This window comes from Pseudomonas sp. DW-iso3 (assembly GCF_058725305.1).
Genome location: NZ_JBZXDZ010000007.1, coordinates 159,294 through 184,693 on the forward strand (window position 1 = coordinate 159,294; position 25,400 = coordinate 184,693).

General features: G+C 62.5%; 25 protein-coding genes and 1 pseudogene. 18 read left to right on the forward strand and 8 right to left on the reverse strand.

Annotation, left to right across the window (positions count from 1 at the left end; genetic code table 11):
• The first annotated feature begins 210 nt into the window (after positions 1–210).
• Entirely contained in the window at positions 211–621 is a 411-nt protein-coding gene (locus tag AC4PS7_RS21425; protein ID WP_164673138.1) for an NINE protein, read from the forward strand.
• 149 nt (positions 622–770) lie between these two features.
• Here the strand turns inward: AC4PS7_RS21425 and AC4PS7_RS21430 are convergent, their stop codons facing one another.
• The 7 genes from AC4PS7_RS21430 to gshB form a co-directional block, all read right to left on the reverse strand.
• Complete coding sequence (locus AC4PS7_RS21430) at positions 771–2,042, reverse strand: dihydroorotase (RefSeq protein WP_010207225.1); 1,272 nt, start codon at positions 2,040–2,042, stop codon at positions 771–773.
• Positions 2,039–3,043 (reverse strand): aspartate carbamoyltransferase catalytic subunit, encoded by a 1,005-nt coding sequence (locus AC4PS7_RS21435; RefSeq protein ID WP_010207224.1) that lies wholly within the window; start codon positions 3,041–3,043, stop codon positions 2,039–2,041. The genes AC4PS7_RS21430 and AC4PS7_RS21435 overlap by 4 nt, the downstream gene beginning before the upstream one ends.
• Positions 3,044–3,067: 24 nt before the next feature.
• Entirely contained in the window at positions 3,068–3,574 is a 507-nt protein-coding gene (pyrR, locus tag AC4PS7_RS21440) for a bifunctional pyr operon transcriptional regulator/uracil phosphoribosyltransferase PyrR (RefSeq protein ID WP_010207223.1), read from the reverse strand.
• Positions 3,575–3,655: 81 nt separating this feature from the next.
• Positions 3,656–4,093 carry a Holliday junction resolvase RuvX gene (gene ruvX, locus AC4PS7_RS21445; RefSeq protein WP_003195067.1) on the reverse strand — a complete coding sequence of 146 codons (438 nt, stop codon included), beginning with the start codon at positions 4,091–4,093 and terminating at the stop codon, positions 3,656–3,658.
• Positions 4,093–4,662 (reverse strand): YqgE/AlgH family protein, encoded by a 570-nt coding sequence (locus AC4PS7_RS21450; protein WP_010207221.1) that lies wholly within the window; start codon positions 4,660–4,662, stop codon positions 4,093–4,095. The genes ruvX and AC4PS7_RS21450 overlap by 1 nt, the downstream gene beginning before the upstream one ends.
• A 67-nt stretch (positions 4,663–4,729) precedes the next feature.
• Positions 4,730–5,635, reverse strand: a complete 906-nt coding sequence (locus AC4PS7_RS21455) for an energy transducer TonB (RefSeq protein WP_010207219.1) — start codon at positions 5,633–5,635, stop codon at positions 4,730–4,732.
• A gap of 77 nt (positions 5,636–5,712) precedes the next feature.
• Positions 5,713–6,666: a glutathione synthase gene (gshB, locus tag AC4PS7_RS21460; RefSeq protein WP_492179737.1), complete on the reverse strand. Its 954-nt coding sequence runs from the start codon at positions 6,664–6,666 to the stop codon at positions 5,713–5,715.
• A gap of 239 nt (positions 6,667–6,905) precedes the next feature.
• Between gshB and pilG the strand changes: the two genes are divergently transcribed.
• The 6 genes from pilG to AC4PS7_RS21490 all read left to right on the forward strand — a co-directional run bounded on the left by pilG (position 6,906) and on the right by AC4PS7_RS21490 (position 16,747).
• On the forward strand, positions 6,906–7,313 hold the full coding sequence (gene pilG / locus AC4PS7_RS21465) for a twitching motility response regulator PilG (RefSeq protein ID WP_010207217.1): 408 nt from the start codon (positions 6,906–6,908) through the stop codon (positions 7,311–7,313).
• A 46-nt stretch (positions 7,314–7,359) separates the two neighbouring features.
• Positions 7,360–7,725 carry a twitching motility response regulator PilH gene (pilH, locus tag AC4PS7_RS21470; RefSeq protein ID WP_010207216.1) on the forward strand — a complete coding sequence of 122 codons (366 nt, stop codon included), beginning with the start codon at positions 7,360–7,362 and terminating at the stop codon, positions 7,723–7,725.
• 12 nt (positions 7,726–7,737) lie between these two features.
• Entirely contained in the window at positions 7,738–8,262 is a 525-nt protein-coding gene (locus AC4PS7_RS21475; RefSeq protein WP_010207215.1) for a chemotaxis protein CheW, read from the forward strand.
• On the forward strand, positions 8,259–10,310 hold the full coding sequence (locus AC4PS7_RS21480; protein WP_010207214.1) for a methyl-accepting chemotaxis protein: 2,052 nt from the start codon (positions 8,259–8,261) through the stop codon (positions 10,308–10,310). The genes AC4PS7_RS21475 and AC4PS7_RS21480 overlap by 4 nt, the downstream gene beginning before the upstream one ends.
• A gap of 184 nt (positions 10,311–10,494) precedes the next feature.
• Positions 10,495–16,299: an Hpt domain-containing protein gene (locus AC4PS7_RS21485; RefSeq protein ID WP_431480329.1), complete on the forward strand. Its 5,805-nt coding sequence runs from the start codon at positions 10,495–10,497 to the stop codon at positions 16,297–16,299.
• Positions 16,292–16,747 carry a chemotaxis protein CheW gene (locus tag AC4PS7_RS21490; RefSeq protein ID WP_010207210.1) on the forward strand — a complete coding sequence of 152 codons (456 nt, stop codon included), beginning with the start codon at positions 16,292–16,294 and terminating at the stop codon, positions 16,745–16,747. Before AC4PS7_RS21485 ends, AC4PS7_RS21490 begins: the two co-directional genes overlap by 8 nt.
• 118 nt (positions 16,748–16,865) lie before the next feature.
• Here AC4PS7_RS21490 and AC4PS7_RS21495 read toward each other — a convergent pair.
• Positions 16,866–17,141, reverse strand: a pseudogene (locus tag AC4PS7_RS21495) (HigA family addiction module antitoxin); the annotation flags it as partial.
• A 412-nt stretch (positions 17,142–17,553) separates the two neighbouring features.
• Between AC4PS7_RS21495 and AC4PS7_RS21500 the strand changes: the two are divergent.
• The 11 genes from AC4PS7_RS21500 (at position 17,554) to madL (ending at position 25,400) form a co-directional block, all read left to right on the forward strand.
• On the forward strand, positions 17,554–17,793 hold the full coding sequence (locus AC4PS7_RS21500; protein ID WP_042571422.1) for a DUF6124 family protein: 240 nt from the start codon (positions 17,554–17,556) through the stop codon (positions 17,791–17,793).
• Between the two features lie 61 nt (positions 17,794–17,854).
• The gene (locus AC4PS7_RS21505; protein WP_010207207.1) at positions 17,855–18,484 is read left to right on the forward strand and encodes a nucleotidyltransferase domain-containing protein; all 630 of its coding nucleotides are present in this window, start codon (positions 17,855–17,857) and stop codon (positions 18,482–18,484) included.
• A complete protein-coding gene (locus tag AC4PS7_RS21510; RefSeq protein WP_010207206.1) occupies positions 18,447–18,881 on the forward strand; it encodes a hypothetical protein in 435 nt (144 codons plus the stop codon). The genes AC4PS7_RS21505 and AC4PS7_RS21510 overlap by 38 nt, the downstream gene beginning before the upstream one ends.
• A 164-nt stretch (positions 18,882–19,045) precedes the next feature.
• A complete protein-coding gene (gene mdcA, locus AC4PS7_RS21515) occupies positions 19,046–20,716 on the forward strand; it encodes a malonate decarboxylase subunit alpha (protein ID WP_021492675.1) in 1,671 nt (556 codons plus the stop codon).
• Positions 20,717–21,550: a triphosphoribosyl-dephospho-CoA synthase gene (locus AC4PS7_RS21520; protein WP_492179738.1), complete on the forward strand. Its 834-nt coding sequence runs from the start codon at positions 20,717–20,719 to the stop codon at positions 21,548–21,550.
• Complete coding sequence (locus AC4PS7_RS21525) at positions 21,550–21,849, forward strand: malonate decarboxylase subunit delta (RefSeq protein ID WP_010207202.1); 300 nt, start codon at positions 21,550–21,552, stop codon at positions 21,847–21,849. The genes AC4PS7_RS21520 and AC4PS7_RS21525 overlap by 1 nt, the downstream gene beginning before the upstream one ends.
• Positions 21,842–22,684: a biotin-independent malonate decarboxylase subunit beta gene (locus tag AC4PS7_RS21530; RefSeq protein ID WP_010207201.1), complete on the forward strand. Its 843-nt coding sequence runs from the start codon at positions 21,842–21,844 to the stop codon at positions 22,682–22,684. Before AC4PS7_RS21525 ends, AC4PS7_RS21530 begins: the two co-directional genes overlap by 8 nt.
• Positions 22,681–23,451, forward strand: coding sequence for a biotin-independent malonate decarboxylase subunit gamma (mdcE, locus tag AC4PS7_RS21535; RefSeq protein WP_045791539.1), 771 nt, complete (start codon positions 22,681–22,683; stop codon positions 23,449–23,451). Before AC4PS7_RS21530 ends, mdcE begins: the two co-directional genes overlap by 4 nt.
• A complete protein-coding gene (locus AC4PS7_RS21540; protein ID WP_021492679.1) occupies positions 23,445–24,032 on the forward strand; it encodes a malonate decarboxylase holo-ACP synthase in 588 nt (195 codons plus the stop codon). The genes mdcE and AC4PS7_RS21540 overlap by 7 nt, the downstream gene beginning before the upstream one ends.
• Positions 24,029–24,928 carry a malonate decarboxylase subunit epsilon gene (gene mdcH, locus AC4PS7_RS21545; RefSeq protein ID WP_047542533.1) on the forward strand — a complete coding sequence of 300 codons (900 nt, stop codon included), beginning with the start codon at positions 24,029–24,031 and terminating at the stop codon, positions 24,926–24,928. The genes AC4PS7_RS21540 and mdcH overlap by 4 nt, the downstream gene beginning before the upstream one ends.
• A 67-nt stretch (positions 24,929–24,995) precedes the next feature.
• Positions 24,996–25,400, forward strand: a complete 405-nt coding sequence (madL, locus tag AC4PS7_RS21550; protein WP_010207195.1) for a malonate transporter subunit MadL — start codon at positions 24,996–24,998, stop codon at positions 25,398–25,400.

Genomic DNA, 25,400 nt, shown 5'->3' on the forward strand with positions numbered 1-25,400 from the left:
AGGCCGTTTGTCGACTGAACCTTGACGTCAAAATCAGGAAAAACGCGACGATTCGCCGCAATTGTCCTACACAAGTCAGGTGGCATAAGGCTTTCAGGGCAGGGAAGATACCATTTGCCGTACGTCGGGCGCCTGTAAAAAAGTCACAAAGAAAGTGAAAAAATTTATCTATCGAAGCAAAAGAGGTACGCGATGAACACCTATCAGCAGATTGGTCCGCAGCAAGATACCCACAGTAAGGTGATCGGCTACCTGCTGTGGATTTTCGGTTTTACCGGGGCGCATCGCTTCTATTACGGCAAGCCGGTGACCGGCACGATCTGGTTTTTCACCTTGGGCTTGCTGGGTATCGGCTGGCTGATCGACCTGTTCCTGATCCCGGCCATGGACCGTGAAGCGGACCTGCGCTTTACCGCCGGACCCATCGAATACAACGTGGCCTGGATCCTGTTGGCGTTTCTAGGCGTGTTTGGCGTGCACCGCATGTACCAGGGCAAATGGATCACCGGCCTGATCTACCTGCTGACCGGCGGTTTGTTCCTGGTGGGGGTGCTGTATGACTTCTGGACGTTGAATACGCAGATTTCGATCCGCAATGCCGAGCGCAACGCCGGACGGTAAGTCTGCACACAATCAAATCTGGGAGCTGGCTTGTGTGGGAGCTGGCTTGCCTGCGATGCAGACACCTCGGTCTTTGAGCCAAACCGAGGTGATGCTATCGCAGGCAAGCCAGCTCCTACATGGGCCGTGTCCACATTGGATGTGTTCTATCAGGCCTGGTAGCTGATCCGCCCATCCACCAAGGTGTAACGCACCGTCGCCGGCAGGCTATGCCCGATGAACGGGCAGTTCTCACCCTTGGACAGCCACTGTTCCCCGGCAATCGTCGAGCTGGCCGGATCAAACAGCACCAGATCCGCCGCCGAACCCACCGCCAACTTACCGGCCGGCAGGCGCAAGGCCTCGGCCGGGCCGGCGCTCAGGCGTGCCAGCAGTGTCGGCAAGTCCAGCAGTCCATCTTCCACTAACGTCATCGCCAGTGGCAGCAACAGTTCGACACTGCTGATGCCAGGCTCTGTCGCGCCAAACGGTGCCAGCTTGGCATCTCGCTCATGGGGCTGGTGATGGCTGGAAATCGCCGAGACCACACCGGACTTGACCGCCGCCCGCAAACCTTCACGGTCGGCCAGGGTGCGCAGCGGCGGTTGCACGTGGTACAGGCTGGAGAAATCGATCAGCGCCTCATCCGTCAAAATCAGCTGATACAGCGCCACATCCGCTGTGACCGGCAAGCCACGGGCCTGGGCCTGGGCGATCAGGGCGACGCCGCGAGCGCTGGTCAATTGGCTGAAGTGCGCGCGCACACCGCTTTGCTCCACCAGCAGCAGGTCACGGGCCAGGGCCACGGTCTCGGCGGTTTCCGGAATGCCCGGCAGGCCGAGGAAGCTGGCCACGGCGCCTTCATGGGCCAGGCCGCCTTCGGCCAGGTCGCGGTCCTGGGAATGGAAGATCACCGTCAGGTCGAAGGTCGCTGCGTATTCCAGGGCGCGTAACAGCGTGCGGGTGCTGCGAAAGCTTTCCAGGCCATTGCCGAAGGCCACGCAACCTGCGTCACGCAGGGCGATCAGTTCAGCGAGTTGTTCGCCTTCCAGGCCTTTGCTCAGGGCGCCGATGGGGAACACCTTGCAATTGCCGGCTTCGCGGGCGCGGTCGAGGATCAGCTCGGTCACGGCCGAGGTGTCGAGAACCGGTTTGGTGTGCGGCGGGCAGCACAGGCTGGTCACGCCGCCGGCTGCTGCGGCGCGGGTTTCGCTGGTGATGTTGCCCTTGCGGCTGTAGCCCGGTTCGCGCAGGGCAACGTTCAGGTCGACCAGGCCAGGTGCGGCCACCAAGCCGTTGGCGTCAATGGTTTCAGTCGCGCTGAAACCCGCGGGGGCGGCGCCGATGGCGATGAGCTTTCCGGCTTCCAGATGCAGATCGGTGACGTGATCCAGGCCGCTGGCCGGATCGATGACGCGGGCGCCGAGGATGCTGAGCTTCACTGGGCGTTCTCCTGCTCGAATTGACGTTGCGCGGTTTGCCCGCTCATGGCCATGGACAGCACGGCCATGCGGACGGCGATGCCGTAGGTGACCTGGTTCAAGATCACCGATTGAGGGCCGTCGGCCACTGCCGACTCAATCTCCACCCCACGGTTGATCGGGCCCGGGTGCATCACGATGGCATCCGGCTTGGCGCCGGCCAGGCGCGCGGTGGTCAGGCCGAACAGGCGGTAAAACTCGCCTTCGCTCGGCAACAGGCCACCGGCCATGCGCTCGCGCTGCAGGCGCAGCATGATCACCACGTCCACATCCTTGAGGCCTTCGGCCATGTCGGTGTAGACCTTCACACCGTACTGCTCGATGCCGATCGGCAGCAGGGTTTTGGGTGCGATCACGCGGATATCCGGGCAACCCAGGGCCTTGAGGGCCAGCATGTTCGAGCGCGCAACCCGCGAGTGCAGGATGTCGCCGACGATGGCCACCGAGAGGTTTTCAAAGCTGCCCTTGTGCCGACGGATGGTCAGCATGTCGAGCATGCCCTGGGTCGGGTGAGCGTGACGGCCATCGCCGCCGTTGATGATCGCCACCTGCGGGCACACGTGTTCGGCAATGAAGTGCGCGGCACCGGAATCGCCGTGGCGGACCACGAACATGTCGGCGGCCATGGCTTCCAGATTGCGCAGGGTGTCGAGCAGGGTTTCGCCCTTGCTCGCCGACGAGGTGGACACGTTCAGCGTGATCACGTCGGCCGACAGCCGCTGGGCCGCCAGTTCAAACGTGGTGCGGGTGCGCGTGGAGTTCTCGAAGAACACATTGCAGATGGTCTTGCCGCGTAGCAGCGGGACCTTCTTCACCGCGCGGCCACCGACTTCGAGAAACGAGTCGGCGGTGTCGAGGATTTCGGTGAGCAGTTCGCGGGGCAAACCGTCGAGGGACAAGAAGTGTTGCAACTGGCCCTGAGCATTGAGCTGCAGCGGGCGCTTGGCATCTAGAGGCGTCATCGCGGGGACTCTTTACAAGGCGGTTTAAAGGGCGAGGTCTTGCAGTTCGAGTTCGAGCGGCGTGGGACCGGACAATTTTACCCGCTGGTGGGCTTGCAGCGACAGTGTGGCGCCGACCACATCCGGGCTGATCGGCAGTTCGCCGGCATCCAGGTCCAGCAGGCACACCAGGGTCACGCTGGCCGGGCGGCCGTAGTCGAACAGTTCGTTCATGGCGGCGCGGATCGTGCGGCCGCTCATCAGCACGTCGTCGATCAGCACCAGATGCTGGCCCTCGATCTCGAACGGCAGGGCCGACGGGCGCACTTGCGGGTGCAGGCCGTTCTGGCTGAAATCGTCACGGTAAAAGGACACATCGAGGGTGCCGAGGGGCGAGTCGCTGCCCAGTGCTTCCAGCAGCGCCTGGGCCACCCACACACCGCCGGTGCGAATGCCGATGAAGCGCGGTTCGCTGATAGAGCGGTGTTGCAGATGGGCCGTGAGGCTTGTGGCCATCTGGCTGATCAGTTCGGCGGGGTTCGGCAGGCTCATGGTGGCTCCTTCAAGGCCTTGCGCGGCGGGGGCCTGCAAGGTCCGGGCTCAAACGTAAAAAGACGCGGCAAGCCGCGTCAGTCAGGATTCAAATAAAGCAGTGTTTTCATCCAGCCATCCCTGCAACAACAGGGCGGCGGCGATGGCGTCCACGGGATTGTCGCGGTAGCTGCCTTTCTGTCCGCCACGGTCACGGCGCTCGCCTTTGGCTTCAAAGGTGGTGAGGCGTTCGTCATGGGTATAGAAGGGCAGGTTGTAGCGGCCATTGAGGCGGCGGGCGAACTTTTCGGCGCGCAGGCACATGTCGCTGGGGGTGCCGTCCATGTTCAACGGCAGCCCGACCACGACCGCATCGGGTTTCCACTCTTTAATGAGGGCCTCGACCTGGTTCCAGTCCGGCACACCGTTCTGGGCTTTCAAGGTGCACAGCTCGCGGGCCTGGCCGGTGATCACCTGGCCGACCGCGACGCCGATCTGTTTGGTGCCGTAGTCAAAGCCGAGGATCAGACGTAAAGCCATCAGGCGTGCCCCGCCTGGCTGGTCAACAAACTGAGGTTGACCCGCAGCTTGGCGGCAGCCGCTTCCAGGCGCAGTTCGCTGGGGGTGTTGAACAGGATTTCCGCGTCGAAGGGGCACGTCAGCCAGGCATTGCTGGCCAGCTCGGCTTCCAATTGGCCGGCTTCCCAGCCCGCGTATCCGAGGGTGATCACACTTTGCTCGGGGCCTACACCGTCCGCGATGGCGAATAACACGTCCTGGGAGGTGGACAGCGACACACCGTCCAGATCGACCGTGGCCTGGAACTTCGGCCCCGTCGGGTGCAGCACAAAACCACGATCGGTCTGCACTGGCCCGCCGATGTAGATCGGCACACCCTGGCAACGGGCCGGTGTGTCGACTTCCGGGCGCAGTTGTTCAAGGATGTCCGCCAGGTTCAGCTCCTGCGGGCGGTTGACCACCAGCCCCATGGCACCATTGGCCGTGTGCTCGACGATGTAGGTCAAGGTCTGCGCAAAGTTCGGGTCGGCCATATGGGGCATGGCGATCAGGAATTGATGCTTGAGGTAGGTCGGGCTGACGTTTTTCATGTTCGATAGTGTGGCGGTGGAGGGGCGAACTGACAAGCTGGTGATGGGCCGCAGGTGGCAATTGTCATCAATTGCTCGACAACCGATCGCCCTTGGCGAACTTCCACGTGCGGATAATTTCCAGGCGGTCGACGTCGTTCAAATCGCCGCTGAACGGCGCGAAGGGCGCGGCCAGGCGCACGATGCGCTGGGCGGCCTGGTCCAGCAGCGGTTGGCCGGACGATTCCAGCACCTGCACTTCATATAACGTGCCGTCGCGGTTGATTGAAACCAATAGACGCAAATTGCCGTAAATCTGCTGACGCCGGGCTTCTTCCGGGTAGTTGAGGTTGCCGATGCGCTCGACCTTCTTGCGCCATTCGTCCTTATACCAGGCGCCTTTGTCGCGCATGGTCGAGGCCGCGTTCAACCGGTAGATGCGCGGGCGCTTGGCGTACAGCTGTTGTTCATTGGCCAGTTCGGCTTCGAGGCTGGAGATCTCGTCGGACAACGTCGAGCTGTCGAATGTCGGTGCCGGCTTTACGGGCTCGGGCGTGGGTTCGGTCTTGGTCTTTTCGCGCTGGGTCGGGGCTTTCTGCGGCTTGGGCGCGACGGTGGTCACCGCAGCCTTGGGCGCGGCCTGCTTGACCTCCGGCTTGGGCACCGGCGGCGGGGTGACTTTATTCACCTTGTTGTCCTGGAACGGTGCGACCTCGGTGGTCTTGGGTACCGCCTTTTTATCGAGGGTGCCGCTGCCCTGCTGGTTGTCTTGGGCGAGGAAGTCAGCCTTCTCGGGCTTTTTTTCGCTCTTGAACGTGGCGAGGGTGATTTCCAGGGTTTTGCTGATCTGTTTGGGCTCGACCATGGTGAAACCCACGCCGAGGATCAGGGCCAGATGAATCAACGCTGCCAGAAACAGGGTAAAACCGAGCCGATCAGCCGGGCGCACGCCGCTGTGGGAGAGTTCGGGGGGCAGCTCGGACGGGAGTGTCATGACAAAAAAACCAACATCGCGCGTTTCACAGGTGGGGCATGATAGCGCAATGTTGGTGCGTGTCCGGCTGTTCTATATCACTTGGCTTGCAGCTTGCGCTCAATGGCGGCCATCAGCATTTCGCCGATGTTGGTGCCAAACGCATTGTCGATCTCGCGGATGCAGGTCGGGCTGGTGACGTTGATTTCAGTCAGGTGCTCACCGATCACGTCCAGGCCGACAAACAGCAAGCCCTTTTCACGCAAGGTCGGGCCGACCTGGGCTGCAATCCAACGGTCCTTGTCCGACAGAGGGCGTGCTTCACCACGACCACCGGCCGCCAGGTTGCCGCGGGTCTCGCCGGCCGCCGGGATGCGCGCCAGGCAGTAATCCACCGGCTCGCCGTCGATCATCAGGATGCGCTTGTCGCCGTCCTTGATCGCCGGCAGGTAGGCCTGCCCCATGATCTGCTGGGTGCCCAGGGCGGTCAGGGTTTCCAGGATCACTGACAGGTTCGGGTCGCCCGCGCGGTGACGGAAGATCGAGGTGCCACCCATGCCGTCCAGCGGCTTGAGGATCACATCGCCATGTTTGGCGGCGAACTCACGCAGCACGTCGGCGCGGCGGCTGACCACGGTCGGCGGCGTGCATTGTGGGAACAGGGTGGCGAACAGCTTTTCATTGCAGTCGCGCAGGCTCTGCGACTTGTTGACGATCAGCACCCCGGCGCGCTCCGCCTGCTCCAGCAAGTAGGTGGAGTAGACGAATTCCATGTCGAACGGCGGGTCCTTGCGCATCAGGATCACGTCCAGATCGCTCAGCGGGCTGTCGATTTCATCCGCAAGCTCGAACCACTTCTGCGGGTTGGCAAACACCTGCAGCGGGCGCATGCGTGCACGGGCCTCGCCGTCGCCCTGGTAAAGATCGCGCTGTTCCATATAGAACAGGGTCCAGCCGCGGGCCTGGGCGGCCAGGAGCATGGCCAGCGAGCTGTCCTTTTTATAGGAAATGCTGGCGATAGGGTCCATGACAATGCCGACGCGAACGCTCATGGGGGATTTCCTCTAGCAAATTAGGGCGCATAAAAGTGGCGTCAGAGTGGCGCTGTGGCTGTTGTGGGTCAAGGAAAAACCACCTGGCCGGTTGCTCGATAGATTGCGTCCGGAGACTGTGCTAAAAAGACTGCCACGGCGCAGCAGCCCTTGAATTCCAAGGCTTGTGGCGCTCATCCTGTGCAACATCAGGCAGTACACACCGAAAACCGATTCGCTGTGGCGATGGCAGAGCAGATATGGAACAGCATTCCAACGCCTTGAGAGTGATGGTGATCGACGATTCGAAGACGATCCGCCGCACCGCTGAAACTTTGTTGAAGAATGTGGGATGCGATGTCATCACGGCCATCGACGGTTTCGATGCCCTGGCCCGGATTGTCGATCATCACCCGCACATTATTTTTGTCGACATCATGATGCCGCGCCTGGATGGCTATCAGACCTGCGCACTGGTGAAGAACAACCCGGCGTTCAAGTCGATCCCGGTGATCATGTTGTCCTCCAAGGACGGCCTGTTCGACAAGGCCAAGGGGCGCATTGTCGGTGTCGATCAGTTTTTGACCAAGCCTTTCAGCAAGGACGAACTGCTGGGTGCGATCAAGGCCTACGTGCCGGGGTTCGCCGCAGTAGAACAAGCACACTGACGCCGCCTCACAAGGGCCGGCGTCCACCTATGTAGTGGGGAAAACCATGGCACGTGTTCTGATCGTCGACGACTCGCCGACCGAAATGTACAAACTGACGGGCATGCTGGAAAAGCATGGCCATCAAGTCCTCAAGGCCGAAAACGGCGCGGATGGCGTGGCCCTGGCCCGCCTGGAACTGCCCGACGCCGTATTGATGGACATCGTGATGCCTGGCCTGAATGGCTTCCAGGCCACCCGCCAGCTGTCCAAGGAGCCGGAAACCAACGGCATCCCGATCATCATCATCACCACCAAGGACCAGGAAACCGACAAGATCTGGGGCGCGCGCCAGGGCGCCAAGGATTACCTGACCAAGCCGGTGGACGAAGAAACCCTGATTGCCACCCTGAACAAGGTATTGGCCGGCTGACGGTCCGCCATCATGACCGAGTCGCAAACCGCCTTCGAGCTGCTGTTGGGCATCGACCAACGTTGCCGTCTGCTGGCGGCTGACCTGCCGTCCCAGGAAACCCGCCTGCAACGCTGGAGCGGGATCGGCTTTCGCCTGGGCCAGCATTGGTATGTTGCGCCCATGGGCGAAGTCGCCGAAGTCCTGCATGAACCGCGTTGCACGCTGATGCCCGGGGTCAAGGCCTGGGTCAAGGGCGTGGCCAACCTGCGTGGGCGCTTGCTGCCGGTAATGGACCTGGGCGGCTTTCTCGGCCTTGAGCTGTCCAAGGCGGGCAAACAGCGGCGGGTGTTGGTGGTGGAATATAACGACCTGTTTGTGGGGCTGCTGGTGGACGAGGTGATGGGGATGCAGCATTTCGCACAAGACGCATGGCTGGCCAACGACGCCCCCGCCGCTCCGTTTATCCAGGGCCGGTTCGATGGCGACCCGCTGTGGCAGGTCTTCAGCCCCTTCGCTCTGGCCCAGGCCCCTGGCTTCATGGATGTTGCCGCATGACCACCGCTACCACGCCAAAACCCCAGGCCGGCTCGCGCAGTCGCTCGCAGATCGTCGTGCTATTTATTGCACTGATCGTGTTCATCATGTTGCTGTTCGCCAATTTCGCCTACCTCAACACCCAGTCCACCTATGACAAGCAGTACATTGGCCACGCCGGTGAGTTGCGCGTGCTGTCCCAGCGCATTGCCAAGAACGCCACCGAAGCCGCCGCCGGCAAGGCGGCTGCGTTCAAGTTGCTGGGGGAGGCGCGCAACGACTTCGCCCAGCGCTGGGGTTACCTGAAAAAAGGTGATCCGCAAACCGGCCTGCCTGCCGCACCCAGCGCCGTACGCGCCGAGATGCGCGCGGTACAGACCGACTGGGAAGCGCTGCTGAAGAACACCGATGCGATCCTCGCCAGTGAGCAGACCGTGCTGTCGTTGCATCAGGTGGCGGCGACCCTTGCCGAAACCGTGCCGCAACTGCAGATGGAGTCGGAAAAGGTCGTTGACATCCTCCTGCAGCGTGGCGCGCCGGCCAGCCAAGTAGCGTTGGCCCAGCGCCAATCACTGCTGGCCGAACGCATCCTTGGCGCGGTGAACACCGTGCTGGCCGGCGACGAAACCGCCGTGCAGGCCGCCGACGCCTTTGGCCGTGATGCCAACCGCTTTGGCCAGGTGCTCAGCGGCATGCTCCAGGGCAACCCCGGCCTGCGCATCACCCAGGTCGAAGACCGCGACGCCCGCGCACGCCTGACGGAAATCGCCGAGCTGTTCGAGTTTGTCTCCGGCTCCGTGGATGAAATCCTCGAAACCTCGCCGCAGTTGTTCCAGGTGCGAGCCTCGGCGAGCAATATCTTCAACCTGTCGCAAACGCTGCTTGAGGAAGCCTCGCACCTGGCCACCGGGTTTGAAAACCTCGCCAGCGGGCGCAGCTTCGACACCATCGGCGGCTATGTGCTGGGCCTTCTGGCGCTGACCTCGATCATCCTGATCGGCCTGGTGATGGTGCGCGAGACCAACCGCCAATTGCACGAAACTGCCGAGAAGAACGAACGCAACCAGAACGCGATCATGCGTCTGTTGGATGAAATCGAAGACCTGGCCGACGGCGACCTCACGGTGACCGCCTCGGTGACCGAAGACTTCACCGGCACCATCGCCGACTCCATCAACTATTCCGTCGACCAACTGCGCGACCTGGTCGCCACCATCAACCTGACCGCCGGGCAAGTCGCTGGTGCGGTGCAGGACACCCAGGCCACCGCCATGCACCTGGCCCAGGCGTCGGAGCATCAGGCCCAGCAGATCGCTGAAGCTTCCACCGCAATCAACCAGATGGCCCAGTCCATCGATCAGGTTTCGGCCAACGCCGCCGAGTCCTCGGCGGTAGCGGAGCGCTCGGTGGAAATCGCCAACAAGGGCAACGAGGTGGTGCACAACACCATCCACGGCATGGACAACATTCGCGAGCAGATCCAGGACACCGCCAAGCGCATCAAACGCTTGGGCGAGTCGTCCCAGGAGATTGGCGACATCGTCAGCCTGATCGACGACATTGCCGACCAGACCAACATCCTCGCCCTCAACGCCGCGATCCAGGCGAGCATGGCGGGGGATGCCGGGCGCGGTTTTGCGGTGGTCGCCGATGAAGTGCAGCGCCTGGCCGAGCGTTCATCGGCGGCGACCCGGCAGATTGAAACGTTGGTGCGGGCGATCCAGGCCGACACCAACGAAGCGGTTATTTCCATGGAGCAGACCACTACCGAGGTGGTGCGCGGTGCGCGACTGGCCCAGGACGCCGGGGTGGCGCTGGAAGAGATCGAAGGCGTGTCGAAAACCCTGGCGGCGCTGATCCAGAGCATCTCCAACGCGGCGCAGCAACAGACCTCGTCGGCGGGGCAGATTTCCCTGACGATGAATGTGATCCAGCAGATCACCACCCAGACCTCGTCGGGCTCCACGGCGACGGCTGAAAGCATTGGCAACCTGGCGAAAATGGCCAGCCAGTTGCGGCGCTCGGTGTCGGGCTTCACCTTGCCACCGCCCAAGCAGGTCAATGATTGAAATGCTATCTGAAGAACACCACAGTCCAACTGTGGGAGCTGGCTTGCCTGCGATAGCGGTCTGTCAGATACAGATGTGTTGCTGACCCACCGCTATCGCAGGCAAGCCAGCTCCCACATTTGATCTCCACCAGTCGGGAGATCTTGGCAACATCAGCAACCCACGAATTCTAAGCGGAGCAGTTATGGTTGATCGGCACGACTACGTGGCCCTCGAATGGGTCAAGGGCGACATTGCCGAAACCCTGAAACAGGCCCGTTCGGCGCTGGACGCGTATGTCGAAACCAGCGACGGAGACGCCATCAGCGAGTGCCTGGCCGCTGTCCACCAAGTGCATGGCGCGTTGCAAATGGTCGAGTTCTACGGCGCAGCCTTGCTCGCCGAGGAAATCGAAGCACTGGCCCTGGCCCTGCAAGCCGCAGGCGTGAGCCAGCGCGATGAAAGCATCCGCCTGCTGCAACAGGCCCTCAACCAGTTGCCGCTGTACCTGGACCGCGTGCACAGCGCCCGCCGCGACCTGCCGCTGGTGGTGTTGCCGCTGCTCAATGACCTGCGCAGCGCGCGCGGCGAAAGCCTGCTGTCGGAGACCAGCCTGTTCAGCCCGCAACTGCTGACGATAGCGCCGCTGCCCGACGAGGCCCTGGCCCAACGCGCGGTGCCCGACCTGAAAGAGCAACTGCGCCAGTGGCATCAACTGCTGCAACAGGCCCTTGCCGGGCTGCTGCGCGAAGATCATGGGCCCAGCAACCTGGAAGACATGGCGCGGGTGTTCGCGCGCCTTGAAACGCTGTGCCAAGGCGCGCCGCTGTTGCCGCTGTGGCAAGTCACCTCGGCACTGGTCGAAGGCATGCTCACTGGCGTGATCGCCAACAGCCCGGCGCTGCGCAGCCTGCTCAAGGCCAGCGACAAACAACTCAAGCGTCTGCTGGCCCAGGGCATCGGCGGGATCAACCAGCCGGCACCGGATGAGCTGCTCAAGAGCCTGCTGTTCTATGTCGCCAAGGTCACCCGGCCGACGCCGCGCATGCAAAGCCTGAAAGAGCGCTACGGCCTGGATGAAGCCTTGCCCGACAGTGCGTTAGTCGACGCCGAACGCGCCCGCCTGGCCGGGCCGGACCGCAACGCCATGGGCTCGGTGCTGGGGGCCTTGTGTGAAGAGCTGGTGCGGGTCAAGGAACGCCTCGATTTGTTCGTACGCAGTGACCGCCAGCACACCAGCGACCTCGATGCGTTGCTCGCGCCGCTGCGGCAGATCGCCGATACCCTGGCGGTGCTGGGCTTCGGCCAGCCGCGTAAAGTCATCATCGACCAACTCGCCGTGGTGTTGAGCCTGGTTCAAGGCCAACGCGAACCCAACGACGCAGTGCTGGTGGACGTCGCCGGCGCGTTGCTCTACGTCGAAGCCACACTGGCGGGCATGGTCGGTACCGTCGAGCCAGAAAGCCGCGAAGAAAACCGCCTGCCCACCACCGACCTGACCCAGATCCATCAGCTGGTGATCCGTGAATCCTGCCAGTGCCTCAAGCAAGCCAAGGAGCTGGTGATCGACTGCATTGAAGCCGACTGGGACCGCCAACGCCTTGAGTCCCTGCCGGAGCTGCTGAGCCAGGTGCGCGGCGCTTTGGCGATGATTCCGCTGCCCCGCGCGGCAAGCCTGATGCGCGGCTGCACGGATTATGTTGATGAACAGTTGATGGGTAACGACGCACCACCCTCCGAGGGGCAACTGGCGCATTTCGCCGATGTGATCAGCAGCCTGGAATACTACCTCGAACGGATGCTCCAAGACCCCGATGCCGCAGGGGAACGGGTGCTGGAGCTGGCCACGCACGGCCTGGCGGCGCTGGGTTACCTGCCTGCCGAGAAACCCTGGCGCCAAGCCCTGGTTGCACCGGACGGAGCACGTGCGGTGGAGGTTACGCCGAGCCAGTCGCAGTTCGACGCGCTGGCCAGTCCCACGTCGCGCCTTAACCCGCCCGCCCTCCAGCGCCCCGGCAGCCTGCTGCCGCCGCCGGCCGATGAAGAACCCATCGACGATGAACTGCGCGAGGTCTTCCTTGAAGAGACCGACGAAGTGCTTGAGGTGCTGCACCGCAATCTACCCAACAGCGCGGACAAAATCGCCCAGGGCGAAATGCGCCGTGCCTTCCACACGCTCAAGGGCAGCGGCCGCATGGTCCGCGCCCTGGTCTTGGCCGAGCTGGCCTGGGCGGTGGAGAACCTGCTGAACCGTGTGCTCGAGCGTAGCGTGACCCTTGGCCCCGACGTGCAGCAGGTACTGGATGAAGCGGTGGCCTTGCTGCCGGAGTTGATCGCTGACTTTGCCATCGACGACCAGCGCCAAAGGGATGAGGTCGACGCCCTGGCCGCCCGCGCCCACGCCTTGGCCAGCGGCATGCCGGTGCCGGCCGCCGAGCCTCATGACCCGATGCTGCTGGAGATCTTCCGCAACGAAGCCCAGAGCCATCTGGACAGCCTCAATCACTTCCTGCACCAGGCCGCCGAGCACGTGCCATTGCAAGTCAGCGATGAACTGCAACGCGCCCTGCATACCCTCAAGGGCAGCGCCTACATGGCGGGCGTGTTGCCGATCGCCGAGCTGGCCCGCCCGCTCGACCACCTGACCCGCGAATACAAGGCCCACCGCCTGCCGCTGGACCTGGACGAGGTGGAGTTGCTGTTGGAAGCCGAAGGTCTGTTTCAACGGGGTTTACGCGATCTGGACAGCGATCCCCTGGCGCCGATCAAAGGTGCAGAGGACTTGATCAACCGTACCCAAAGCCTACTGGATCATCAGCTTGAAGCGCTGCTCGACGTGCGCATCAAGCGCGACCCTCAGCTGATCGCCAACTTCCTCGCGCAGGGCATGGACATCCTGCTCGATGCCGAAAACCTGCTGCGTCGCTGGCAGCAACACCCCGGCGAGCGCCAGGAACTCACCGCGCTGCTGGACGAACTGACCACCTTGGGGGAGGGCGCACACGTCGCTGACCTGCACGCCATCGATGCACTGTGTGAAGCCTTGCTCGACCTGTATGGCGCTGTTGAGGAAAGCAGCCTGGCCGTCAGTGAGCGGTTTTTCCATGAGGCCGAACAGGCCCATGAAGCGCTGATCAGCATGCTCGACCAACTGGCCGCCGGCCAGGAAATCAGCCCGGCGCCAGCCCGCGTCGAAGCCCTGCGCGAGCTGCTGGATGAAGCCCTCGACCCGTCCGCCACCGGCCTGATCAAAAGCGACGGCAGCCGGGTGTTGAGTGTTTCCGAACTGGGCGCCGCCACACAGCAGTTGGATCACGAAACGGAGAGGGACGACGAGATCGTCGAGATCTTCCTCGAAGAAGCCGTGGACATCCTCGACAGCGCCGGGCAGTCGCTCAAGCGCTGGTTGCTGGAGCCCGACAACGCCGCACCGCTGTCGTCGCTGCAACGCGACCTGCACACCCTCAAGGGCGGTGCGCGCATGGCTGAAATCGAGGCCATTGGCGATCTGGCCCATGAGTTGGAATGCCTGTACGAAGGGCTGGTGGACCGCCGCTACAGCTACACTGCCGAACTGTCCCACGTGCTGATGGCGAGCCATGAACGCCTCGCCTTGCAGCTTGAAGAACTGCACCATCACCAGCCGCTGAGCGACAGTGTCGAGCTGATCGCCAGGGTGCGGGCGTTGCGCCAGGGCAGCGCGCCAGCGGCACCGGCCGCCGCACCGCCAGCGTCCGGCGCCGACCCTGAGCTGCTGGATATCTTCCTCGAAGAAGCCGCCGACATCCTCGACAGTTCCAGTGCTGCGCTGTCGCGCTGGCAGGCAGAGCCGGGCAATCGCCAAGAAGTGGAAACCCTGCTGCGCGACCTGCATACCCTCAAGGGCGGCGCACGTATGGTCGAGATCGCGCCCATCGGCGACCTGGCCCATGAGCTGGAGTTTCTCTACGAAGGCCTGTCCGCTGGTTTGCTCGCGCCGTCCCCGGAGCTGTTCGCGTTGCTGCAAGGCTGCCACGACCGTTTGGCGCAGATGATCGACGCGGTGGCGGATGGTTTGCCGGTCGGTTCGGTGGACAAGCTCATCGAGCGCATCAAAACCCTGGTACATCCGAGCGACGAACCGGTGACGCCGGTGGCGCTGCCTGCAGGCAAGGCGGAGGCCGTCGTCGACCCGATGGCCGATATGGTGAAGATCTCTGCCGAGCTGCTCGACGACCTGGTCAACCTGGCCGGTGAAACCTCGATCTTCCGTGGCCGCATCGAACAACAAGTCAACGACGCACGCATCGCCCTCACCGAAGTGGAAACCACCATCGAGCGCATGCGCGACCAACTGCGACGTCTCGACACTGAAACCCAGGGCCGCATCCTCAGCCGCCAGCAAGCCGAAGCCGAGCGCCTGGGCTATGAAGACTTTGATCCGCTGGAAATGGACCGTCATTCGCAGTTGCAGCAACTGTCTCGCGCGCTGTCCGAGTCCGCCTCCGACCTGCTCGACCTCAAGGACACCCTTGAGCGCCGCAACGAGGACGCCCACGACCTGTTGCAGCAACAGGCGCGCATCAACACCGAGTTGCAGGAAGGCCTGATGCGCACGCGCATGGTGCCGTTCGAACGCATGTTGCCGCGCCTCAAGCGCATCGTGCGTCAGGTGGCGGAGGAGTTGGGCAAAGACGTGGAGTTTATCGTCGGCAACGCCGAGGGCGAGATGGACCGCAACGTGCTGGAGCGCATGGCCGCGCCGCTGGAACACATGCTGCGCAACGCCGTGGACCATGGCTTGGAATCCCGCGACGCAAGGCTGTTGGCTGGTAAACCGGAAAAAGGTCGCATCACCCTGGACCTGACCCACGAAGGCGGCGACATCGTCTTCGACATGCGTGACGACGGCGCCGGTGTTCCGCTGGAGGCCGTACGGCGCAAGGCGATCAAGCGTGGGTTGCTCGACCCGAATCAAGACATCAGCGACCGCGACGTGTTGCAGTTCATCCTGCAACCGGGGTTTTCCACGGCGGAAAAGATCACGCAGATTTCCGGTCGCGGCGTGGGCATGGACGTGGTGCATGAGGAAGTGCGTCAGTTGGGCGGCTCGATGGTCATCGATTCGACGCCGGGCGAAGGCGTGCACTTTCGCATTCGCTTGCCGTTCACCGTGTCGGTCAACCGCGCATTGATGGTGCAGTGTGCAGACGACCAATACGCGATTCCGCTCAACACCATCGAAGGCCTGGTGCGCGTGCTGCCCCATGAGCTGGCCGGGCACTATCAGCAAGACCCGCCGCGATATGAATACGCCGGGCAGCGCTACGAGCTGTTTTACTTGGGCGACCTGCTGCACACCGTCAGCCGCCCGAAACTGCTGGGCCACTATCAACCGGTCCCGGTGCTATTGGTGCAGTGCAACGAGCGGCGCGTGGCCATCCATGTGGACGCCATGGCCGGTACGCGGGAGATTGTGGTCAAAGGCCTGGGCCCGCAGTTTGCTGGTGTGCAGGGTTTGTCGGGTGCGACGATCCTGGGTGATGGCCGCGTGGTGCTGATTATCGACTTGCTGGCGCATATCCGTGCGCGGCAACCCGCGTTGCCGGCGCAAACGGCTGACCTGCCATTGATCCTCAACGACCCGCTGAAAAAGCGCCCGTTGCTGGTGCTGGTAGTGGATGATTCCGTCACCGTGCGCAAAGTCACCAGCCGTCTGCTGGAGCGCAACGGCATGAACGTCCTCACCGCCAAAGACGGCATCGACGCGCTCGCTGTGCTCGAAGAACACACCCCGGACCTGATGCTGCTCGACATCGAAATGCCGCGCATGGACGGTTTTGAAGTCGCCACCCAAGTGCGCAACGACCCCCGGTTGATGCGCCTGCCGATCATCATGATCACCTCGCGCACCGGCCAGAAACACCGCGACCGCGCCATGGCCATCGGCGTCAACGACTACCTCGGCAAGCCGTACCAAGAGTCGGTGCTGCTCGAAAGCATTGCCTACTGGAGCAAGTCCCATGCTTGACCACCGCACCAGCCAACTCACCGGCCTGCTGCTGCCCCTGGCCGACCGCCATCTGGTGCTACCCAACGTCGCCATCGCCGAACTGATCGACTTTCAGCGCGGCGAACCGGCCAGCGATGCACCGCCGTGGTATTTGCGGCAAGTGACCTGGCGCGATCGGCAAATCCCGTTGATCAGCTTCGAAGCGGTGTGCGGCGAGGCGAGTGTGACCGGCGAGCGCTCGCGCATTGTGGTGTTGAATGCCTTGGGGGGGCGGCCGACGCTGAAGTTTATTGCGCTGGTGATCCAGGGCATTCCCCGGTCGTACAAGCTTGATAGTGAATTGAGCTACGTGGACGTGCCGCTGTGCCCGCTGGAACTGGCGGCGGTGCAGGTGGGCGAGCATGTGGCGAAGGTGCCGGATCTCATGGGGCTTGAGGCCCTGCTGGTCGAATCCGGTTTGGCATAGATCCCTGTAGGAGCCGGCTTGCCGGCGATGACGGTCTGCCAGCCCACTCATTAACAACTGACCCACCGCTATCGCTGGCAAGCCAGCTCCTAAAGGGGATTGTGGGTGCCTTTAGGCCTCAATCAATCCGCGCAAACCGCTCAATCACTGGCTGCTCCCGATGCTCGGCCTGCCACAAGTCATAGGCGCTTTGCATCGACAGCCATAACTGCCCAGTGCTCACACCTGCCCGCTCAAGCCGCACCGCCAAGTCAGGACTGACAGGCGCACGCCCATGCAAAATTCTCGAAAACGTCTCACGGGCGAATCCCAGGCGCCGGGCCATTTCGGTGATGGTGATGTCCAGGGTAGGGATTACATCTTCAAGCAGGATTTCACCTGGGTGAGCCGGGTGGCTTGTTCGTGGGGAGGTTTATGAATACCGCAGCTACCCGCTGGAAGGGTTGGGCGCTGTGACCATAGATATGAAGTTGTAGGCCGAATGGGCTCTCGGATTTTTCCTGCAAGATTTTGGGCTGTGCATGAACTTGTCGCGTGCCGTCAGCGCGCCTAGTCTTCGTTCTGTCATCGCAAAAAACGGTGACACGGACGTGCAAGTCCGACGAAACTGTTTAGGCGTACAAACGCCCAGCCATCCAACGGGCGTTTTTTGTGCTCGCTGCTTTATGGCGGCTGCGCGCAGGAGGTCTTCGGACCTGCTGGGTGTCCTAAACAGGCCCGGTCTTGCACACCTGCGCACGGTCGCCACCCTCATTCGCGTGCAAGCGAACGGTGGCGCTCCTTAGTCACTGTTTAGGAGCTTCATCATGGTCAAACCTACCCCCAATCCGCCGCCCTTCACCGTAAACCCGCACGAAAACACCGAAACCCTGCTGGTCAACGCCAGCGAAACCCTGTCTTCCCTCAACGCACTCACCTGCAATCTGGCCTTCGACTTGGACACCTCCCAGCGCGCAATCATGCTCGGCATCCAGCAAATGGCCGCGTTGGGGCAGCTATTAGTGGACCGTGCCCTGGAACAGATTTCCCCTTCTCCAGTCGCTTAAAACTTGATCGTTCCCAAAAAGGGACCTATCGTTCCCTTTTTGGGACTCTTTGGCCGCTGCCATGCACACCTTGCCGCTCAGCACTGCACTCTTCACCGTCACCCAACAAAAAGTACTGGGCTTGCTGTTCGGCAAACCCGACCAAAGCTTCTTCACCAATGAAATTGCGCGATGGGCCCAGGTGGGCAAGGGCAGCCTCACCCGCGAGCTTGAACGTCTGCAGTTGGCGGGCATCTTGAGCATGACGCGCCAAGGCAACCAGACCCATTATCAAGCCAACCCCCAATGCCCGATTTATTCGGAATTGTTGGCCATCGTGCGCAAGACCCTGAGCCTGGATGAACCATTGCGCACTGTACTGGCGCCGTTCGCCAAGCAGATAACCTGGGCGTTTATCTACGGCTCCATCGCCAAAGGCGAGGCGCACTCATCCAGTGACATAGATCTCATGTTGATCGGCGAAAGCCTCAACTACAGTGAAGTCATGGAGCGGCTCATGCCGCTGGAAGAGCAACTGGGCCGCACCCTCAACCCGACGCTTTACACTCCCGAAGACTGGATCGGCAAATGGAATGCCGGGAACAGTTTTGTGCAGCGGGTCGTGCAGCAGGACAAGATCAATCTTATGGGGAGCGACCCCCTGGAATCCACGGATGGACAACAAGGTAAATCTGGAGAACCTGCAACGTAGCGGCGGCTTGAAGGCTGAGCCGCCGGATCGCAAGGAGTGTGATGGGCTGGTGCGTTCAGCCAGAGATCGGTTGAGGGATGCTGGCAATCCACAGTTATCATTCGCCAGTCGTTTCGACCTGGCTTACAACGCCGCCCATGCCATTGCTCTTACGGCTTTGCGCCTGCAAGGGTATCGCTCGGACAAACGCTATCTGGTCTTTCAATGCCTGGTTCATACCGCAGACGCCGGCAAGGTGCAGGTGAGGTTGTTGGCGTTGTGTCATGAACGTCGGAACCTGGCGGAATATGAAGGGTACATGGATGAAGATGAGGCGCTGCTGGGCCAGTTAATGGAAAGTGCTAAGACATTAATGAGCAATATGGAAGCATTGCTTGCTGGTCATAGGTGGGAATGAATCACCGGTCAACTGTAGGAGTTGGCGAGCCAGCCCCAACAGGAGGCTGCATGTTTGTTGGTGCTCTGTTACTCCAACCGTAACGATCCGCCGCCGAGCTTGATTGATGGCCCCCTCAATCACTCCTAAGGTAAGCCCCACGACAGCAAACCCGTGGAGCGACCATGACAACAACAATAACCCCCGACTCGCGCTGGACGCGGCGGCGCGACGAGAAGCAGCGGCGGCTCGCGCTGGTCAAGCAGTATGCGGACGGGGCGGTGTTGCCCAGTGACAAGATCGTCGAGGCGCTTGAGGCGCTGATCCTCCCCGGCGACCGTGTTGTACTGGAAGGCAACAACCAGAAACAGGCCGACTTCCTCTCGCGCTCCCTCGCAAAAGCCGACCCCGCCAAGCTTCACGACTTGCACATGATCATGCCCAGTGTCGGCCGTTCCGAGCACTTGGACCTGTTTGAAAAGGGGATCGCCCGCAAACTCGACTTCTCCTTCGCCGGCACCCAGTCCCTGCGCATCAGTCAGTTGCTGGAGGACGGCCTGCTGGAAATCGGCGCGATTCATACCTATATCGAACTCTATGCACGGCTGGTGGTGGACCTGATCCCCAACGTCGTGCTTTCCGCCGGTTTCATGGCTGACCGTGCCGGCAATATCTACACCGGCGCCAGCACCGAAGACACCCCGGCGCTGATCGAGCCTGCCGCGTTCAGCGATGGCATCGTCATCGTGCAGGTCAATCAACTGGTGGATGACGTCACCGATCTGCCCCGTGTGGATATCCCGGCGAGCTGGGTGGATTTTGTGGTGGTGGCTGACAAGCCGTTCTACATCGAGCCGCTGTTCACTCGCGACCCGCGCCATATCAAGCCGGTGCACGTGTTGATGGCGATGATGGCGATCCGTGGCATCTACGAAAAACACAATGTGCAGTCGCTCAACCATGGCATTGGCTTCAATACCGCCGCCATCGAGTTAATCCTGCCCACCTACGGCGAATCCCTGGGTCTCAAGGGCAAGATCTGCCGCAACTGGACCCTCAACCCGCACCCCACGCTGATCCCCGCGATTGAAAGCGGTTGGGTGGAAAGTGTGCACTGCTTCGGCACCGAGCTGGGCATGGAGAACTACATTGCCGCCCGGCCGGATGTGTTCTTCACGGGCCGTGATGGCTCGATGCGCTCCAACCGGATGTTCTGCCAACTCGCCGGCCAATACGCGGTGGACCTGTTTATCGGCGCCACCCTGCAGGTCGATGGCGACGGCCATTCCTCCACCGTGACCCGTGGCCGCCTTGCCGGGTTTGGCGGCGCACCCAACATGGGCCACGACCCGCGCGGCCGTCGCCATGGCACGCCCGCCTGGCTGGACATGCGCCACGACGATGCCCCGGAAGCCCTGCTGGAACGCGGCAAGAAACTCGTGGTGCAAATGGTCGAGACCTTCCAGGAAGGCGGCAAACCCACTTTCGTCGACACCCTCGACGCCGTGGAAGTTGCCCGCAAAAGCGGCATGCCCTTGGCGCCGATCATGATCTACGGCGATGACGTTACCCACCTGCTTACCGAAGAGGGCATCGCCTACCTGTATAAGGCGCGTTCCCTCGAAGAGCGCCAGGCGATGATCGCCGCTGTCGCAGGTGTCACGGCCATCGGCATGCGCCACAACCCCAAGGACACCGCGCGCATGCGCCGCGAAGGCCTGATCGCCTTGCCCGAAGACTTGGGTATCCGCCGTACTGACGCCACCCGCGAGCTGTTGGCCGCCAAAAGTGTGGCCGACCTGGTGGACTGGTCCGGTGGTTTGTACAACCCGCCCGCCAAATTCAGGAGCTGGTAAATGCGCGCACTCAAATTGCATGAATTGACCCTCGCCGAACGCCTGGCGGACATGGCCGTCGATGCACTGATCGATGAAGCTGACTTGTCGCCCAAACCCGCTCTGGTGGACCGTCGTGGAAACGGCGCCCACCACGATCTGCATCTGGGCCTGATGCACGCCTCGGCGCTGTCGCTGTGGCCGATGTTCAAGGAGATGGCTGAAGCGGCGATTGAATGGGGTGAAGTTGGCGTGCCCTTGCGCGAAGCTCTCGGTCGTATCGGCCGTGAGGGTGAGCAAGCAATGCTCGTCATCACCAACGGCGTGAATACCCATCGCGGCGCGATCTGGGCCCTGGGCTTGCTGACCGCAGCGGCGGCGCTGGAACCCCGCGCCGTCACCCTGAACGCAGCCAGATTAGCCCTGCTCAACGACCGCTACGCCCCACAACCCATGAGCCACGGTGCCCAGGTCGCGCAACGCTACGGCGCTCGCGGTGCCCGTGAAGAAGCCCAGCTCGGCTTCCCCTCGGTTGTGCAACGCGGCTTGCCGCAACTGCACAAAAGCCGCCAGCAAAATGCAGGCGAACAGAACGCACGCCTGGATGCCCTGCTGGCGATCATGACCGAGCTGGCCGACACCTGCGTGCTCTACCGCGCCGGTCCCGAAGGGATCAGCACCATGCAACGCGGTGCGCGCGCCGTGTTGGACGCGGGGGGCAGCGCCACTCTGGCCGGTCGTCGTCAATTACATGAACTCGATCAACACCTGCTGGCCCTGAATGCCTCCCCCGGCGGCGCCGCCGACCTGCTGGCCGCCTGTCTGTTTATCGACCGCCTCGACGGAGCGTTGTGATGGAAACCTTATCCTTTGAATTCCCCGCCGGGCAGCCGCCAACAGGCCGAGCGCTGGTAGGTTGCGTTGGCTCGGGCGACCTGGAGGTGCTGCTGGAACCGGGTACCCCGGGCAGGCTGACCATCCAGGTGCAGACCTCGGTGAATGGCGCCGAACAACGCTGGCAGCATCTGTTCGAACGCATCTTCCAGGAACAGACGCCACCGGCCTTGAAGATTGATATCCACGATTTCGGTGCCACCCCCGGCGTGGTGCGTTTGCGCCTGGAGCAGGGTTTCGAGGAGATCGGCCATGACTGACTTACTCGCCAAACACAGCTTCGTTGAGTTGGGCGCTCGGCAGCGGGCCAAGGCTCTGCTGGACGCCGGCTCCTACCGCGAATTGATCGACCCGTTCCAGCGCGTCATGTCACCGTGGCTCGGCCGCCAAGGCGTGGTGCCCCAGGCCGATGACGGCGTGGTGATCGCCAAGGGCAGCGTCGATGGCAAGCCTGTCGTCATTGCTGCCATCGAAGGCAACTTCCAGGGCGGTAGCCTCGGTGAAGTGGGTGGCGCGAAAATCGCCGGCGCCTTGGAGCTGGCAGCCGAAGACAATCGCAAGGGCATTCCCACTCGCGCCGTGTTGCTGCTGGAAACCGGTGGTGTGCGCCTGCAGGAAGCCAACCTCGGCCTGGCAGCCATCGCGGATATCCATGCGGCGATTGTTGACCTGCGCCAGTACCAGCCAGTGATCGGCGTGGTGGCCGGCAGTGTCGGCTGCTTCGGCGGCATGTCCATCGCGGCCGGGTTGTGCAGTTACCTTGTCGTCACCCGCGAAGCCCGCCTGGGCTTGAATGGCCCGCAAGTGATCGAACAGGAAGCGGGGCTTGACGAGTACGACTCCCGCGACCGGCCTTTCATCTGGAGCCTCACCGGCGGCGAGCAACGTTTCAACAGCGGCTTGGCCGACCGATATGTGGCTGATGATGTGGTCGAGCTTCAACAGACCGTCAGCGCATTGCTGCAACAAGGCCTGCCCACCCAGCAACGCAGCCGCCAGGCCGAGTATTACCTGGCACGCCTGGCCGAACTGGACGCCACGGCGCAGATCGACCCGGTGACGGTGCGCGAGTTGTATCAAGGAGAACGCTCATGAGAGGTTTGCAGTGGTTCAACGCATTGAGCGTCGGAGCGACAGCCGTTGAAGGTTTGCCAAATTCGCTGAAAGTCGCCGATGGTGTACTGGGCGAACAGCCCGTGCGCTATATCGCCGTGGTTACCGACGCGCAAAACCACTTTCCCCGCGCACGCAAGGGTGAGGTCGGTCTGCTGGAAGGCTGGGGTCTGGCGAAGGCCGTCGATGAAGCCATCGCCCGTGGCGACAAGCGCCCCATCATCGCCATCGTCGATGTACCGAGCCAAGCCTACGGGCGTCGCGAAGAAGCCCTCGGCATCCACCAGGCCCTGGCGGCCGCCGCCGACAGCTACGCCCGTGCTCGCCTCGCCGGGCACCCGGTGATCGCGCTGCTGGTGGGCAAGGCCATGTCCGGCGCGTTTCTCGCCCATGGGTATCAAGCCAACCGCCTGATCGCCCTGCGTGATCCCGGTGTGATGGTGCACGCCATGGGCAAGGCCTCGGCCGCGCGCGTGACGCTGCGCAGCGTCGAAGAGTTGGAAGCCCTGGCCGCCAGCGTGCCGCCCATGGCCTATGACATCGACAGTTATGCCAGCCTGGGTTTGCTGTGGGAAACCTTGTCGGTCAGCCAGATTGAGCAGCCTACGTCGGAGGATGTGGCGCAGGTCAGCGATTGCCTGGTGAGTGCGATCAAGGATATTGCCAGCACCGACTTGAGCGGGCGCCTCGGCGCGACCAACCGCGCCGCCTCCAGCCACGTGCGCCAACTGCTGCGGGAGCAATGGTGAACGCTCACGACCTGCTCTGGGGCATGACCCCGGCGCACCTGCCCGCTGACGCTGCGGCGTGGGCGGTGGAGGCGGTTGGCACGGTGGTGGTGCGTCGCGCAATTGTCGCGCCGGGTCTGGTCGCGGTGGGCGTGCGCGGGCGTCTGCGTGAGCAGCGTTTTGCCGCTGAACTGCCGATTGCTGCTGTGCAGCGGCGAGTCGTGCCGGAAGCGCTGCGTGACGTTGTCTCGACACGCGACTTACCGGCTTTGCAGGCACTCGAACAGCTGCGACCGATGCTGGCACCCTTGAATTGGGGCATCACCGGCAGCGCAGGTTTTGAGCTGGCAACGGGCATTGAAGCAATGCATGCCCAGAGCGATCTGGACTTGATTCTGCGCACGCCCGCGCCGCTGGATCGCAACGATGCGCGCGACCTGCTGGCAACGTTGGACAAGGCCGCGTGTACCGTGGACCTGCAACTGCAAACACCGTTCGGTGCTGTCGCCTTGCGCGAATGGGCGAGTCCATCGCGGCGGGTGCTATTGAAAACCGCCGGCGGTGCGCACCTCGTCATCGATCCCTGGCAGGCCGTGGCATGAGCAGCCTTCTGGTCTTTCCCGGCCAGGGCGCCCAGCGCCCCGGCATGCTCCAGGCGTTGCCGGCCGATGTATTGGAACAGGCCAGCGATGCCTTGGGTGAAGACGTTCGCGCATTGGATTCGGCGCAAGCCCTGGCGAACACCCGCGCGGTGCAGCTTTGCCTACTGATTGTCGGCGTAGCCCACGCCCGCCAGCTGCAACGCACGCCGGATTACGTCGCGGGACTGTCCATCGGGGCTTACCCTGCGGCGGTGATCGCGGGTGCGCTGGACTTTGCCGATGCGATCAGGCTCGTCAGCCTGCGCGGCGAGCTGATGCAGAACGCTTATCCACAGGGCTACGGCATGACGGCGATCATCGGCCCCGAGTTATCCACTGTCGAACACCTGCTGGCCGATATCCACAGCCCCGACAGCCCGGTGTACCTGGCCAATATCAACGCCGACAATCAGACCGTTATCGCCGGCAGCAACGCAGCGATGAAGCGTGTCGCCGACCGCATCAAAGGCAACGGCGTCGCCAAGCGCCTGGCCGTCAGCGTGCCGTCCCATTGCGCGTTGCTGGAGCAACCGGCCCAGGTCCTGGCGCAAGCCTTTGTGCCGCTCAAGGCGCCGCGTATCACCTACCTGAGCAGCACCCGCGCGCGGCCTATCCACAACCCCGAGCAATTGCGCGACGACCTGGCCTTCAACATGTGCCGCATCGTCGACTGGCGCGGCACCGTACAAAGCGCCTACGAGCGCGGCGTGCGCCTGCAAATCGAATTGCCACCGGGCGCCGTGCTCACTGGCCTGTCACGCCGGGTGTTTGAACAGGGCACGGTGATCGCCTGCGAAGGTGCGCGCCTGGATACCTTGCAGGCCTTGCTGGAAGAGGAGGGGCTACGCCACCGATAAAGCACTACCCAAGGCTTTCGAAGCACAAAAACAACAATTTCGATCGAGCACTTTGAGGACAACAACAATGATTATCTACGGTGTGGCATTGCTGGCGATCTGCACGCTTGCGGGCGTGATCATGGGCGACATGCTTGGCGTGTTGCTCGGCGTCAAATCCAATGTGGGCGGGGTAGGCATCGCGATGATCCTGCTGATCTGCGCCCGCCTTTGGATGCACAAACACGGCGGCATGACCAAGGACTGCGAAATGGGCGTTGGCTTCTGGGGCGCGATGTACATCCCGGTGGTGGTGGCGATGGCCGCACAACAAAACGTAGTGACCGCTTTGCATGGTGGCCCCGTTGCGGTGCTGGCAGCGATTGGTTCAGTGGTGCTGTGTGGTTGCACCATCGCGCTGATCAGCCGTACCCACAAGGGCGAACCCTTGCCCGATGAAGAGCCACTGATCGCGCCAGTGGGAGGTCGTTGA

Excerpts from the sequence above, each read along its gene's own strand:
- AC4PS7_RS21435 (WP_010207224.1), bottom strand. The coding sequence starts at position 3,043 with ATGACGCCTCTAGATGCCAAGCGCCCGCTGCAGCTCAATGCTCAGGGC.
- pyrR (WP_010207223.1), bottom strand. The coding sequence starts at position 3,574 with ATGAGCCTGCCGAACCCCGCCGAACTGATCAGCCAGATGGCCACAAGC.
- ruvX (WP_003195067.1), bottom strand. The coding sequence starts at position 4,093 with ATGGCTTTACGTCTGATCCTCGGCTTTGACTACGGCACCAAACAGATC.
- AC4PS7_RS21450 (WP_010207221.1), bottom strand. The coding sequence starts at position 4,662 with ATGAAAAACGTCAGCCCGACCTACCTCAAGCATCAATTCCTGATCGCC.
- AC4PS7_RS21455 (WP_010207219.1), bottom strand. The coding sequence starts at position 5,635 with ATGACACTCCCGTCCGAGCTGCCCCCCGAACTCTCCCACAGCGGCGTG.
- gshB (WP_492179737.1), bottom strand. The coding sequence starts at position 6,666 with ATGAGCGTTCGCGTCGGCATTGTCATGGACCCTATCGCCAGCATTTCC.
- pilG (WP_010207217.1), top strand. The coding sequence starts at position 6,906 with ATGGAACAGCATTCCAACGCCTTGAGAGTGATGGTGATCGACGATTCG.
- pilH (WP_010207216.1), top strand. The coding sequence starts at position 7,360 with ATGGCACGTGTTCTGATCGTCGACGACTCGCCGACCGAAATGTACAAA.
- AC4PS7_RS21475 (WP_010207215.1), top strand. The coding sequence starts at position 7,738 with ATGACCGAGTCGCAAACCGCCTTCGAGCTGCTGTTGGGCATCGACCAA.
- AC4PS7_RS21480 (WP_010207214.1), top strand. The coding sequence starts at position 8,259 with ATGACCACCGCTACCACGCCAAAACCCCAGGCCGGCTCGCGCAGTCGC.
- AC4PS7_RS21485 (WP_431480329.1), top strand. The coding sequence starts at position 10,495 with ATGGTTGATCGGCACGACTACGTGGCCCTCGAATGGGTCAAGGGCGAC.
- AC4PS7_RS21490 (WP_010207210.1), top strand. The coding sequence starts at position 16,292 with ATGCTTGACCACCGCACCAGCCAACTCACCGGCCTGCTGCTGCCCCTG.
- AC4PS7_RS21500 (WP_042571422.1), top strand. The coding sequence starts at position 17,554 with ATGGTCAAACCTACCCCCAATCCGCCGCCCTTCACCGTAAACCCGCAC.
- AC4PS7_RS21505 (WP_010207207.1), top strand. The coding sequence starts at position 17,855 with ATGCACACCTTGCCGCTCAGCACTGCACTCTTCACCGTCACCCAACAA.
- AC4PS7_RS21510 (WP_010207206.1), top strand. The coding sequence starts at position 18,447 with ATGGACAACAAGGTAAATCTGGAGAACCTGCAACGTAGCGGCGGCTTG.
- mdcA (WP_021492675.1), top strand. The coding sequence starts at position 19,046 with ATGACAACAACAATAACCCCCGACTCGCGCTGGACGCGGCGGCGCGAC.
- AC4PS7_RS21520 (WP_492179738.1), top strand. The coding sequence starts at position 20,717 with ATGCGCGCACTCAAATTGCATGAATTGACCCTCGCCGAACGCCTGGCG.
- AC4PS7_RS21525 (WP_010207202.1), top strand. The coding sequence starts at position 21,550 with ATGGAAACCTTATCCTTTGAATTCCCCGCCGGGCAGCCGCCAACAGGC.
- AC4PS7_RS21530 (WP_010207201.1), top strand. The coding sequence starts at position 21,842 with ATGACTGACTTACTCGCCAAACACAGCTTCGTTGAGTTGGGCGCTCGG.
- mdcE (WP_045791539.1), top strand. The coding sequence starts at position 22,681 with ATGAGAGGTTTGCAGTGGTTCAACGCATTGAGCGTCGGAGCGACAGCC.
- AC4PS7_RS21540 (WP_021492679.1), top strand. The coding sequence starts at position 23,445 with ATGGTGAACGCTCACGACCTGCTCTGGGGCATGACCCCGGCGCACCTG.
- mdcH (WP_047542533.1), top strand. The coding sequence starts at position 24,029 with ATGAGCAGCCTTCTGGTCTTTCCCGGCCAGGGCGCCCAGCGCCCCGGC.
- madL (WP_010207195.1), top strand. The coding sequence starts at position 24,996 with ATGATTATCTACGGTGTGGCATTGCTGGCGATCTGCACGCTTGCGGGC.